13 protein-coding genes are annotated in these 12,761 nt (G+C 64.0%); 9 read left to right on the forward strand and 4 right to left on the reverse strand.

What is annotated here, in order from left to right; translation table 11 throughout:
• Positions 1-82: 82 nt before the first annotated feature.
• The 6 genes from gatC to VA602_RS06890 all read left to right on the forward strand — a co-directional run bounded on the left by gatC (position 83) and on the right by VA602_RS06890 (position 5,245).
• On the forward strand, positions 83-370 hold the full coding sequence (gatC, locus tag VA602_RS06865) for an Asp-tRNA(Asn)/Glu-tRNA(Gln) amidotransferase subunit GatC (RefSeq protein WP_054894398.1): 288 nt from the start codon (positions 83-85) through the stop codon (positions 368-370).
• Positions 371-385: 15 nt separating this feature from the next.
• Positions 386-1,837 carry an Asp-tRNA(Asn)/Glu-tRNA(Gln) amidotransferase subunit GatA gene (gene gatA / locus VA602_RS06870; RefSeq protein WP_323452837.1) on the forward strand — a complete coding sequence of 484 codons (1,452 nt, stop codon included), beginning with the start codon at positions 386-388 and terminating at the stop codon, positions 1,835-1,837.
• 11 nt (positions 1,838-1,848) lie between these two features.
• Positions 1,849-3,294: an Asp-tRNA(Asn)/Glu-tRNA(Gln) amidotransferase subunit GatB gene (gatB, locus tag VA602_RS06875; RefSeq protein WP_054894400.1), complete on the forward strand. Its 1,446-nt coding sequence runs from the start codon at positions 1,849-1,851 to the stop codon at positions 3,292-3,294.
• 87 nt (positions 3,295-3,381) lie between these two features.
• Positions 3,382-3,756 carry a septal ring lytic transglycosylase RlpA family protein gene (locus tag VA602_RS06880; RefSeq protein WP_196759881.1) on the forward strand — a complete coding sequence of 125 codons (375 nt, stop codon included), beginning with the start codon at positions 3,382-3,384 and terminating at the stop codon, positions 3,754-3,756.
• Between the two features lie 60 nt (positions 3,757-3,816).
• Entirely contained in the window at positions 3,817-4,860 is a 1,044-nt protein-coding gene (locus VA602_RS06885) for a calcium/sodium antiporter (RefSeq protein ID WP_323452866.1), read from the forward strand.
• A 10-nt stretch (positions 4,861-4,870) separates the two neighbouring features.
• The gene (locus VA602_RS06890) at positions 4,871-5,245 is read left to right on the forward strand and encodes a carboxymuconolactone decarboxylase family protein (protein ID WP_323452838.1); all 375 of its coding nucleotides are present in this window, start codon (positions 4,871-4,873) and stop codon (positions 5,243-5,245) included.
• Positions 5,246-5,350: 105 nt separating this feature from the next.
• Here VA602_RS06890 and VA602_RS06895 read toward each other — a convergent pair whose 3' ends face one another.
• Both VA602_RS06895 and VA602_RS06900 read right to left on the reverse strand, forming a co-directional pair.
• A complete protein-coding gene (locus VA602_RS06895; protein ID WP_063543144.1) occupies positions 5,351-6,712 on the reverse strand; it encodes an amino acid permease in 1,362 nt (453 codons plus the stop codon).
• Positions 6,713-6,764: 52 nt separating this feature from the next.
• Positions 6,765-7,706, reverse strand: a complete 942-nt coding sequence (locus tag VA602_RS06900) for an AEC family transporter (RefSeq protein ID WP_054894405.1) — start codon at positions 7,704-7,706, stop codon at positions 6,765-6,767.
• 190 nt (positions 7,707-7,896) lie between these two features.
• Here VA602_RS06900 and VA602_RS06905 point away from each other — a divergent pair, with 190 nt between their 5' ends.
• Together VA602_RS06905 and VA602_RS06910 are read left to right on the forward strand one after the other, a co-directional pair.
• The gene (locus VA602_RS06905) at positions 7,897-9,522 is read left to right on the forward strand and encodes a phospholipase (RefSeq protein ID WP_323452839.1); all 1,626 of its coding nucleotides are present in this window, start codon (positions 7,897-7,899) and stop codon (positions 9,520-9,522) included.
• Between the two features lie 14 nt (positions 9,523-9,536).
• Positions 9,537-9,725, forward strand: a complete 189-nt coding sequence (locus VA602_RS06910) for a hypothetical protein (protein ID WP_112897517.1) — start codon at positions 9,537-9,539, stop codon at positions 9,723-9,725.
• 58 nt (positions 9,726-9,783) lie between these two features.
• On the opposite strand, the gene VA602_RS06915 is transcribed toward VA602_RS06910, so the two are convergent.
• Positions 9,784-10,344 (reverse strand): response regulator transcription factor, encoded by a 561-nt coding sequence (locus VA602_RS06915; RefSeq protein ID WP_054894408.1) that lies wholly within the window; start codon positions 10,342-10,344, stop codon positions 9,784-9,786.
• On the reverse strand, positions 10,341-11,600 hold the full coding sequence (locus VA602_RS06920) for an ATP-binding protein (RefSeq protein ID WP_323452840.1): 1,260 nt from the start codon (positions 11,598-11,600) through the stop codon (positions 10,341-10,343). The genes VA602_RS06915 and VA602_RS06920 overlap by 4 nt, the downstream gene beginning before the upstream one ends.
• Before the next feature lie 199 nt (positions 11,601-11,799).
• On the opposite strand from VA602_RS06920, the gene VA602_RS06925 reads away from it, so the two are divergent.
• A complete protein-coding gene (locus VA602_RS06925) occupies positions 11,800-12,513 on the forward strand; it encodes an SIMPL domain-containing protein (protein ID WP_063543138.1) in 714 nt (237 codons plus the stop codon).
• The last annotated feature ends 248 nt before the right edge of the window (positions 12,514-12,761 follow it).

A 12,761-nucleotide genomic window follows, 5' to 3' on the forward strand; every position in this document is an offset into this window, starting at 1 on the left:
GATCGCGGCCGTATGACCGCCAGAATCCCGGCATGTTCCTCATTACGGAAGCATTCTGTTTCTGTTTTTCCTGGAGATCCCCATGGCGCTTCAACGCTGTGACGTGGAAAAGATCGCCCATCTGGCCCGTCTGGGCCTCAATGAAGGCGAACTGCCACGCATTACCGATGCCTTGAACAGTATTCTCGGGCTGGTCGACCAGATGCAAGCCGTCGACACCACCGGCATCGAGCCCCTCGCCCACCCGCTCGAAGCCACCCAGCGCCTGCGTCCCGACCAGGTGACCGAAAGCAACCAGCGCGATCGCTACCAGGCGGTGGCACCCTCGACCGAGAACGGTCTGTACCTGGTTCCGAAAGTCATCGAGTAAGGGATAGAGCCTGCCATGCATCAACTCACTCTGGCCGAGATCGCCCGCGGACTCGCCGACAAGTCGTTTTCCTCCGAAGAGCTGACCGGCGCGTTGCTGTCGCGCATCAAGCAGCTCGACCCACAGATCAACAGCTTCATCAGCGTCACCGAAGCGCAGGCGCTGGAACAGGCCCGCGCTGCCGACGCCCGTCGCGCCAATGGCGAAAACGGCGCACTGCTGGGCGCACCGATTGCCCACAAGGACCTGTTCTGCACCCAGGGCGTACGCACCAGCTGCGGCTCGAAGATGCTCGACAGCTTCACCGCCCCCTACGACGCCACCGTGGTCGCCAAGCTCGCCGAAGCCGGCATGGTCACTCTCGGCAAGACCAACATGGACGAATTCGCCATGGGTTCGGCCAACGAATCCAGCCACTACGGCGCGGTGAAGAACCCCTGGAACCTCGAGCACGTGCCAGGCGGTTCGTCGGGTGGCTCCGCCGCAGCCGTGGCAGCGCGCCTGCTGCCGGTCGCCACCGGCACCGACACCGGCGGCTCGATCCGCCAGCCAGCTGCACTGACCAACCTCACCGGCCTCAAGCCCACCTACGGCCGTGTCTCGCGCTGGGGCATGATTGCCTACGCCTCGAGCCTCGACCAGGGCGGCCCGATGGCCCGCACTGCCGAAGACTGCGCCCTGCTGCTGCAAGGCATGGCCGGTTTCGACGCCAAGGACTCGACCAGCGTCGACGAATCGGTACCCGACTACAGCGCCAACCTCAACGCCTCGCTGCAGGGCCTGCGCATCGGCCTGCCGAAGGAGTACTTCGGCGCCGGCCTCGATCCGCGCATCGCCGAACTGGTCCAGGCCAGCGTCAAGGAACTGGAGAAGCTCGGCGCGGTGGTCAAGGAAATCAGCCTGCCGAACATGCAGCACGCCATCCCGGCGTACTACGTGATCGCGCCGGCCGAAGCCTCCTCCAACCTCTCGCGCTTCGACGGCGTGCGCTTCGGCTACCGCTGCGAAAACCCGAAAGACCTCACCGACCTGTACAAGCGCTCGCGTGGCGAAGGCTTCGGCGTTGAAGTACAGCGCCGGATCATGGTCGGCACCTACGCCCTGTCGGCCGGCTACTACGACGCCTACTACGTCAAGGCCCAGCAGATCCGCCGCCTGATCAAGAACGACTTCATGGCCGCCTTCGAACAGGTCGACGTCATCCTCGGCCCGACCACGCCGAATCCGGCCTGGAAACTCGGCTCGAAGAACGCCGACCCGGTCGCCGCCTACCTCGAGGACGTCTACACCATCACCGCCAACCTCGCGGGCCTGCCCGGCCTGTCGATGCCGGCCGGCTTCGTCGATGGCCTGCCGGTGGGCGTGCAACTGCTGGCCCCGTACTTCCAGGAAGGCCGCCTGCTCAACGTCGCGCACCGCTACCAGCAAGTCACCGACTGGCACACCCGCGCCCCCAACGGCTTCTGAGGAATTCACACATGCAATGGGAAGTTGTGATCGGGCTGGAGATTCATACCCAGCTCGCCACCCAGTCGAAGATCTTCTCCGGCAGCGCCACCACCTTCGGCTCCGAGCCGAACACCCAGGCCAGCCTGGTCGACCTGGGCATGCCCGGCGTACTGCCGGTGCTGAACCAGGAGGCCGTACGCATGGCCTGCATGTTCGGCCTGGCCATCGATGCCGAGATCGGGCCGCGCAACGTGTTTGCGCGCAAGAACTACTTCTACCCCGACCTGCCCAAGGGCTATCAGATCAGCCAGATGGACCTGCCGATCGTTGGCAAGGGCCACCTGGACATCGCCCTGGAAGACGGCACCCTCAAGCGCATCGGCGTCACCCGCGCACACCTTGAGGAAGATGCCGGCAAGAGCCTGCACGAAGATTTCAACGGCGCCACCGGGATCGACCTGAACCGCGCTGGCACACCGCTGCTGGAAATCGTTTCCGAGCCGGACATGCGCAGCGCAAAAGAGGCCGTGGCCTACGTCAAGGCCATCCACGCTCTGGTGCGCTACCTGGGCATCTGCGACGGCAACATGGCCGAAGGCTCGCTGCGTTGCGACTGCAACGTCTCGGTTCGCCCGAAAGGCCAGGTCGAGTTCGGTACCCGCTGCGAGATCAAGAACGTCAACTCGTTCCGCTTCATCGAACGGGCGATCAACAGCGAGATCCAGCGCCAGATCGACCTGATCGAGGACGGCGGCAAGGTGGTCCAGGAAACCCGCCTGTACGACCCGAACAAGGACGAGACCCGTTCCATGCGCAGCAAGGAGGAAGCCAACGACTACCGCTACTTCCCCGATCCGGACCTGCTGCCGGTGGTCATCGAGCCAAGCTTCCTCGAGACCGTCCGCGCCTCGCTGCCCGAGCTGCCAACGCAGAAGGTCGAGCGCTTCCAGAGCCAGTACGGCCTGTCGGCCTACGACGCCAACGTGCTCGCTAGCAGCCGCGAACAGGCCGACTACTTCGAGCAGGTGGCCAGCATCGGCGGCGACGCCAAGCTGGCGGCCAACTGGGTCATGGTCGAGCTGGGCAGCCTGCTGAACAAGCTGGGTGTCGAAATCGACCAGTCGCCGGTCAGTGCCGAGCTGCTCGGCGGCATGCTGCAGCGTATCCGCGACAACACCATCAGCGGCAAGATTGCCAAGACCGTGTTCGAGGCCATGGCTGCCGGTGAAGGCGATGCCGACAGCATCATCGAGAGCAAGGGCCTCAAGCAAGTGACCGACACCGGCGCGATCGACAAGATGCTCGATGAAGTGCTGGCCGCCAACGCCGAGCAGGTCGAACAGTACCGCGCCGCCGATGAAGCCAAGCGCGGCAAGATGTTCGGTTTCTTCGTCGGCCAGGCGATGAAGGCTTCCAAAGGCAAGGCCAACCCGGGGCAGGTGAACCAATTGCTCAAGGCCAAGCTCGAAGGGTGACCTGAACGCCCTCGTTCGCGGGCAAGTCGGAGCGGCGGTTCGGCGCTCCGACTTGCCCGCGAATGGAAGCACCGGAGAGCACCTGCCTTGCTGAAAAAAAACCTCGCCGCCCTGGCTCTTTTCTCTGCCTTGGCCGGCTGTGCCAGCCATGACATCGACCCACGCGGCTACGACGAAACCGGCACCGCCTCCTATTACGGTTCCCGCCACCACGGTAAACGCACCGCCAGCGGCGAAGCCTTCAACCAGCACGGCCTCACCGCCGCCCATCGCACCCTGCCGTTCGGCAGCCAGGTACTGGTGACCAACCTGTCCAACCAGCGCAGCGTGGTGGTGCGTATCAACGACCGCGGCCCCCACACCCGTGGCCGGCTGATCGACCTGTCACGCGCTGCCGCAGAAAAAATCGGCATGCTCCGTAGCGGAACGGCGCGAGTCCGGGTACAAGGTCTGAGCGACTGACCTGACTGGAGCCCTGCCATTTTCGACCTCGCCACCCTCCCCACCTTCAGCCTCCTGCAACTGGGCCTGGGCCTGGTGCTGTTGGTCATCGGCGCCGAACTGCTGGTACGCGCCGCCCTGCGCCTGGCCACGCGCCTGCACGTGCGGCCGCTGATCATCGGTCTGAGCCTGGTGGCCTTCGGCAGTACCGCGCCACAACTGACAGTGAGCCTGCAGGCGGCCTACCAGGGCGCGCCGGACGTGGCGGTGGGCAGTGTGATCGGCAGCAATATCTTCAATGTGCTGGTGATCCTCGGGCTTGCTGCGCTGATCATCCCGCTGCGCGTTTCGCGGCAACTGGTACGCCTGGACATCCCGTTGATGATCGCGGCCAGTGCAGTGGTCTACCTGCTGGCGGCCAACGGCGAACTGGGCAGGCTCGAGGGCGCGCTGTTGCTGCTGGGCCTGCTGGGCTACCTGGGCATGCTCTGGCATCAGTCACGCCACTATTCCCGCGCCTATCCTGCGCCCGACGCCGCTCGCCGCAGCCCGGGCCGCTTCTGGAGTACCGTGGTGCTGCAGACCCTGTTCGGGCTGGTGCTGCTCAGCCTCGGCGGGCACTTGCTGCTGGAGGCGGCGGTCGAGGTCGCCACCGACCTGGGCCTGTCCGAGCGGATCATCGGCCTGACCGTGGTCGCGGTCTGCACTTCGCTACCGGAACTGGCCGCCGCGCTGATCGCCGCCCTGCGTGGCGAGCGCGAGATCGCCGTGGGTACGGTGATCGGCAGCAACCTGTTCAACCTCCTGGCAGTGCTGGGGCTGACTGCCTTGACCACGCCCGAACCGCTGACCATCTCACCCAACGCCCTGGCGTTCGACCTGCCGGTGATGCTCGGGGTCGCCGTCCTTAGCCTGCCCGTGTTTTATTCCGGCTACCGGATCACCCGCGCCGAAGGGCTGGTGTTCCTCGCGCTCTACCTGGCTTACGGTCTGCACGTGGTGGCCTTCACCACCGGCATGCCACTGGCCGGGCGCCTGGAGCGCCTCATGCTGTTCTACGTCATGCCGGTGCTGGCGGTGGTACTGCTATACACCACGCTTCGCGCCTGGCGCCGCCAACACTGAGGAAAACGCAATGACCGACAACAAGAACGCCGGTGAGCAGGTTCGGCGCCAGGTGATGGGGGACGCTTTCGTGGATCGCGCCCTGGGCAATGCCACCGAATTCACCCAGCCCCTGCAGGACTTCGTCAACGAGCATGCCTGGGGCAGCGTCTGGTCCCGCGAGGGGCTGCCATTGAAGACTCGCAGCCTGATCACCCTGGCGGCGCTGACCGCACTGAAGTGCCCACAGGAGCTCAAGGGTCATGTTCGCGGGGCATTGAACAACGGCTGCACGGTGGAGGAGATTCGCGAAGCGCTGCTGCATTGCGCAGTGTACGCAGGGGTCCCGGCGGCGATCGATGCGTTCCGCGCGGCACAGGAAGTGATCGACAATTACCAGGCCTGAGTCGCACCGGCCTCTTCGCGGGTAAACCCCTCCCACTGGCACACCGCTGCGCGGCCCCTGTGGGAGCGGGTTTACCCGCGAAAAGAGCGACGCATCAGCGCAGATTCATCCCTTGGCCTGACGCGCCTTCTTCACCCGGAACGCCACCCACAGCGCTGCGATCCACAGCGGAATCAGCATCACCGAGATGCGCACTGGCGGGGTGAGGTACATCACCACCAGGATCAGCGCAATGAACGCCAGGCACAGGTAGTTGGTCAGCGGATGCCCCCAACTGCGGTAGAACGGCGTGATGCCCGCCGCCAGCTTGGCCTTGCGGAACTTCAGGTGGGTGATGCTGATGCTCGCCCAGTTGATCACCAGCGCCGATACCGCCAGAGCCATCAGCAAACCGAACGCCTCACCCGGCATCAGGTAGTTGATCACCACGCACAAACCCGTCGCCAGCGCCGAAACGCCCAGCGCCACCAACGGCACACCGCTGCGGCTGACCTTGAGCAACTGACGCGGCGCATCGCCCTGGCTGGCCAGGCCGAACAGCATGCGGCTGTTGGCGTAGACGCAGCTGTTGTAGACCGACAGTGCGGCGGTCAGCACGACGACGTTGAGCACGGTGGCGACCACGTCGCTGTCCAGCTCATGGAAGATCATCACGAACGGGCTGCCGCCCTGCACCACCTTCTGCCACGGGTACAGCGCCAGCAGCACGGCAAGCGCGCCGATATAGAAGATCAGGATGCGGTAGACCACCTGGTTGGTGGCCTTGGGGATGCTCTGGCGCGGATTGTCCGCCTCGGCAGCGGTGATACCCACCAACTCCAGGCCGCCAAAGGAGAACATGATCACCGCCAGCGCCATGATCAGCCCGGTGATGCCATTGGGGAAGAAGCCACCGTACTGCCACAGGTTGGCCACGCTGGCATCCGGGCCACCATGACCGCTGCCCAGCAGCCAGGCGCCGAAGCCGATCATGCTGACGATCGCCACTACCTTGACCAGGGCGAACCAGAACTCCATCTCACCGTAGACCTTCACCTGGGTCAGGTTGATGGCGTTGATCACCACGAAGAAGATCGCCGCCGTGGCCCAGGTCGGAAACTCCGGCCACCAGTACTGCACGTAGATACCCACGGCCGTCAGTTCGGCCATGCCAACCAATACGTAGACGACCCAGTAGTTCCACCCCGAGACGAAGCCGGCGAACTCGCTCCAGTATTGATGGGCGAAGTGGCTGAAGCTGCCGGCAACCGGCTCCTCGACTACCATTTCACCCAGCTGGCGCATGATCAGGAAAGCCATCAGGCCAGCGATCGCATAGCCCAGCAGTACCGAAGGGCCGGCCAACTGGATGGTCTGGGCGATCCCCAGGAACAGGCCGGTGCCGATGGCACCGCCCAGCGCAATCAACTGGATATGGCGATTCTTCAGCCCGCGTTGCAACCCCGCGGGCGTGCTCTGGTCTTGCATGAAGTGTCCTTTAGTTCAGGAGGCAGTGTTGTTGTGTTGTGGCGGCCAGCATCTAGATCCACCCGCCCCATTGCAAGATGAATATGCCGATATTGGTGGTGATCGCCGCCATTAGCGTCGTGATCACGATGATAGACGCAGCCAGCTCGTGATTGCCATTAGCCGCGCGGGCCATGACATAACTGGCTGCCGCCGTCGGGCTGCCAATGTAGAGAAACAGGATCCCCAGCTCCGCGCCGCGAAACCCGCACAGCCAGGCGCCCAAGGTGGCCACCAGCGGCAGCCAGACCATCTTCACCAGGCTGGCATCCACCGCGAGCTTGCCGCTGTCGCGCAGGGCCGCCAGCGACAGGGTGCCGCCGATGCAGATCAGCGCCAGTGGCAGGGTCATCTGCGCCAGGTAGTCGCCCGAGGTCAGCAACCAGTTGGGTAGGGGCACCTGCCCATACGCCATGGGCGTCGCTGCCAGCACGCTGATGATCAGCGGGTTGCTGAAGATGCTCTTGCACAGGCTCCACGGGTCGGATTTCAAGCTCGGGCTGTACACCGCCAACACCACCGTCGACAGCGAGTTGTAGAGCAGGATCACCAGCCCGGCGAGTACCGCACCGAGGGAAATCCCGTAGTCGCCATAGAGGCTGGCCGCCAGCGCCAGGCCGATCACTCCGTTATTGCCGCGAAACGCACCTTGCGTGTAGATGCCGCGGTCCTCTGGCGGGCTGCGCCAGATCGCCAGCCCCCAGGAGAGCGCAAAGCACACCAGGGTCGCGAGGATGAAGTAGAGGATGACCCCGGGCTTGACCGCCGTCGACAGGTCGGCGTGATAGATACCCAGGAACAGCAGCGCCGGCATGCAGGTGTTGAACACCAGCGAGGACGCGACCTTGATGAAGTTGTCATCGATCAAGCGGATGCGCTTGAGGAGCACGCCCATGAACAGCATGGCGAAAACCGGGGCCGTGATGTTCAACGTCTGGATAAGAAGGGCGAGCATTGCGCGCGATCCTGGAGAAGGTTGCCGATAGGGGGCTAATCATACGTCAGTGCCAGGTGATTGCGTCCGCCATGGATGAAGGATCTGTCCACAAACAGATCTTGACGTAGGAAATTTCCATCCTATTATCAAAATAACTGTATATACGTACAGTTAATTGGAATTTTTCAGACATCGCATGGAGCAAACAATGTCAGAAATGCAATCACTGCCCGCAACCGGCCAGGCCAATCTGCTGGTCGCGGACCTCGACCGCTTGTTCGACCTTGAGGGCGTCCCCCTGGAGGGAGCGCACACGCATCTGGTGCTGGTGGTGGACGGCCATCACACCGTCAAATATCACCGCCTGCCGCCACTCGACACACCGAAGCCCAGCGGTCCCGAGCTGCGTTTCGAAGGCGGCGAACACACCGCCATCGGCGACAACGTCCTGCTGCGCTTTGCCGCCAACCAACCACCGGTCGTGGCGCACCAGTCACCCCTGCCGTTGCCCAATGGCCTGAGCCTGACCTACGGCCAAGTGGTGGCTCTGGGCGGTGACTTCTATGGTGTGCCCGAACGCCCCATCGCCGATGGAGCAACACCCGCCGAGCGCATCGAACGTTTCCTCCAGGCTTTCGACTCCTTGGCCCGCCTGCCGGCCTCCCGTGCCGAAGCCCAGGACATTCTGGCGATCATGCAGGAAGAGATCTCGGCGGCCAATCGCGCCATCAAGGATGGCCGTCACCCCCATGAAGCCTATGACGCACTGGGCGACAGCCTGTCGGCGCGCTGGAATCGCATCACCGGAGGCGGCAGCGTGGCTTCGGATCTACTGCCACTGGGCCGCTACCTGAAACTGGCCGCCAGCAACTGGGACCATTTCGGCCGTTCGGCCCTGCTGGCTTACCAGGCCGGCCACGGCGCAGCACTGCAGCAGGCACTGCGCGCCCGTGACAGCGGCGACGAACGCGACCTGCAACTGGCCTATGCCATGAACGCCTTCGCCGACCACTTCCTTACCGACCTGTTCTCCGCCGGCCACCTGCGCGTACCGCGCAAGGCCCTGGCCGACACGGTCACGCCGAGCGATATCGGCTCGCTGGTGTCGCGCTTCATGCACGACGAGGACAGCAAGTATGGCCTGCGCGTACGCAATGCCGAAGGCGAGCAATGGCGGGCCTATGGCGACAAGCGTTATTTCGACAGCGTCGATGTGGCCAACCGACGCCAGGTCGGCCGCGCGGTACAGCGTTCGGCCGACGAGGTGTTCCAAGCCTTCGACAAGGGGCAGGCCACGTCGCCGGAGCAGTACGCCGCCCTGCGCCTGACGCCAGACCTGCAGGCAGCCGAACAGGACCTGGTGCCCGGCAATTTCGCTCCGCTCTACCGCCAGCAAGGCTCGACGGTGCTGCGACGCAAGAATGTGGCCGACCTCAACGACGGCCAGTACACCGGTGATTGGTGGGGCTGGAGCACTTACCTGCTGCTCAAGGACTACAAGCCCAACCGTCCGACGGGCTTCATCGATGCCCCGACAGCCTCGCCAGCCATCGTTGCCAACAGTTGGCAACGCCGCGAGCCGGATGGCCTGAACTGGCGTCGGGGTAACGCCGTGCGCTATGCCTTCAGTGTCGACGATGGCATCAACGAATCCTATATCGGCCCCTGGAATCCCTATAGCGAGCTGGGCGAGCACTTCCACCCGACCGTGCAGCTACCGCTCGATGCCCAACGCCGCGGGCGCAACCTGTTCCGCCAGTTTCGCGATGGCGCACCAGAGCTGATCGCTCGCCTCGACGGGCAGGCCACCACCTATATCGACCGTAACGCGTGACAAGGAGGTCACCGATGAACATCAGGATCAAACTGGAACTGGCTTCAGGCCAGTCGCTGCAAGGGATGCCGCTGGAGTTGCTGCGCGATGGGCAAGTGGTCGGGCGGGCGCAGGTGGCGCGGGATGGGGAGGTGTCGTTCGCGGTCGAGCCAGGCACAGGTGCGCTGGCGGTGCGAATGGATCGGGCGGTGATCGGGGGCTGATCTTCGCGGCGCCTGCTTCACGGGCAAGTCGGAGCAGACGCCGCGGTCTACCGATGGATCAGCGCCGCACCGGGCGCTTCTGCAGCTTGCGCTGCAAGGTGCGCCGGTGCATGCCCAGCGCCCGCGCCGTGGCGGAGATATTGCCCTCGTGCTCGGTCAACACGCGCTGGATGTGTTCCCACTGCAGGCGGTCCACCGACATCGGGTTTTCCGGCACCAGGGTATCGAGGTCGGCATGTTCGGACAGCAGCGCCGCCAGCACATCGTCGGCATCGGCCGGCTTGCACAGGTAGTTGCAAGCACCGCGCTTGATCGCCTCAACCGCAGTGGCGATGCTCGAATAGCCGGTCAGGATCAGCACGCGCATCTCCGGGTCCAGTTCCAGCAGCTTGGGCAACAGGACCAGGCCCGAGTCGCCCTCCATCTTCAAGTCCAGCGTGGCGTAGTCCGGCAAGTCCTGCTGGGCCAGGATCAATCCCTCTTCGGCGCTGGCGGCGGTGCTCACCCGAAAACCGCGGCGGCTCATGGCACGGGCCATCACCCGGGTAAAGGTGGCGTCATCATCCACCAGCAGCAGGTGCGGCAGCTCTTCGCCTTCGATCTGGTTCTCGTCGCTCATCGTTCATCTCCTCGCTTGCCATGGGGCAGGCGCAGCTCGGTCAGGGTGCCGCCCTCTTCATGACTATAGAGTTTCACCGAGCCCCCCGCGCGGGTCACGCTGGCCTTGCTCAGGAACAGGCCCAGGCCGAAGCCTTTGCCCTTGGTGGTAAAGAAAGGTTTGCCGATCGCCTCGGCGATGGCCACCGGTACGCCGGCGCCATGGTCGCGGATGCTGATCAGGATATCCTGGGCATCCCAGTCCAGACGCACTTCGAGGTCATTCGGACAGGCATCGGCGGCGTTGTTCAGCAGGTTGAGCAGCGCCTGGGTGAGGTCGGGTGGCGGAATCAGCCGCGGCACCTCGCCATCGCGCAGGCGCTGGAAGCGGTAACTGGCTTCAGGGCGCATCAGGTGCCAGCGGTTGAGCGCCTCGTCGAGCCAGGCGGTGACCTCCTGCTCCTGCACATTCATGCGTCGGTTGGCTTCGGCGGCACGCACCAGTTGCTGCAGCGTCTGCTTGCACAGCTTGACCTGGTCCTGCAGTACCGCAAGGTCTTCCTGCAACTGCGGATCGGTATGGTCCTGGCGCATCTCGTTGATCAGCACGCTCATGGTCGCCAACGGCGTGCCCAGCTCGTGGGCGGCCCCAGCCGCCTGGGTGGCCACGGCCAGCAACTGTTCATCGCGCAGGCTTTCCTCGCGCCGCTCGGCACGCATCTGCTCCTGGCGGCGCAGCTCCTCGGCCATGCGCGCGGCGAAGAAGGTAATGACAGCAGCGGCCAGGGCGATGCTCAGCCACATGCCATACACCTGCATGGTGTCGCGCGCCAGCGGCAGCGTCTCAAGCGGGTAGAACTGCACCAGCAGCAGGCTGTAGGCGACCAGCGCAATGCCCGACAACACCAGTGAATAGATCCACGGCAGGGTCACGGCAGCAATCGCCAGCGGCACCAGGTAATAGGAGACGAAGGGGTTGGTCGAGCCCCCCGAGTAGTACAACAAAGCACTGTGGATCAGCAGGTCACAGGCCAGTTGCAGGGCGTACTCCATCTCCGTGACCGGCAAGGTCAGGCGCAGGCGCAAGGCGGTGAAGGCACACAGCAGCGACGACAGCGCGAGTGTTGCCGCCAGCGACAGCCATGGCAGGGGCAGCAGTTCGGTCCAGTAGGCCACGCCCACGGAGCCGGCCTGGGCAGCCAGGACCAGGATGCGAATGATGGTCAGGCGCCAGAGGTTCTGGCGAGTGGCGGACATTGGGTGTGCGGGGGCGAGCATGAGCTCTCCTGATGAGTGCTCCAGGACAATCGGCTGGAGTATACCGAAGCCATGGCCCCCGCTGCAGCAATGCGGCAAAGCGCCACACTCTGTCACAAAGTCATGATGGCATTGTTGAACCCACTACGCTGTTTCCGGTCTGATTGGCCATGCGTGGAATGGACATCATCCCCACGCTTTCCATTTGAAGGAGTCATACATGCACATTTCCCGTCGCAGCGCCGCGTTCGTCCTGTCTTGTGGCATGCTCGCCAGCCTGCCGGCCCTGGCCGCAGACGAGCCACGCTACAACCAGGTTTCGCTGCGCGCCGAGGTCAGCAAGGAAGTGGCCCGCGACCTGATGGTCGTCACCCTTTACAGCGAAGCGCAGAACACCGACCCGGGCAAGCTCGCCAAGCAGATCACCGAGACCATGAACAAGGCGGTCCAGCAGGCCCGCGAAGTCAAGGACGTGAAGATCAGCCAAGGCAGCCGTAACAGCTATCCGGTCTACGACACCAAGGGCCAGAAGATCACCGGCTGGCGCGAGCGCGCCGAACTGCGCCTGGAAAGCGCCGACTTCCCAGCCCTGTCCAAGCTCACCGGTGAACTGCTGCAGGAACTGAAGATGGGCGGCATGGACTTCTCCATCGCCCCGGCCACCCGCAAGGCCAGTGAAGACGAGCTGCTCAAGGATGCAGTCAACGCCTTCAAGGCCCGCGCCCAACTGGCTACCGAGGCCCTCGGCGGCAAAGGCTACAAAGTGGTCAGCCTGAACCTCAACAGCAGCGGCTACCCGCGCCCCTACATGCGCAGCGCACCGATGGCGATGAAAGCCATGGCTGCGGATGAAGCGGCCTCGCCGGATATCGAAGCGGGCACCAGCGAAGTCAGCATGAATGCCGACGGGCTGATCGAAGTACAGATGCCGTGATCGCGGCTGCGCTCGACTGAGCGACCGGGGCCGCCGCCAGGACGGCCCCTTCCCTCCCCCTCTCGCCGCACCTGTCGCAATGACAGCGGCGAAGCCCTTACCGCAGCTCTTCAGATGAATATTCCTACGCACCCTTAAGGTGCATCCTACATCCCTCAACGCTTCGAAACATGTCGCAAAATGCCAGCTTTTTTCTTGCGCAAACGTTCAACCTACGCAAAATTTACATGAATGCGACATCCATGTAC

It is taken from the genome of Pseudomonas machongensis, assembly GCF_034961125.1.
Taxonomy (GTDB): Bacteria; Pseudomonadota; Gammaproteobacteria; order Pseudomonadales; family Pseudomonadaceae; genus Aquipseudomonas; species Aquipseudomonas machongensis.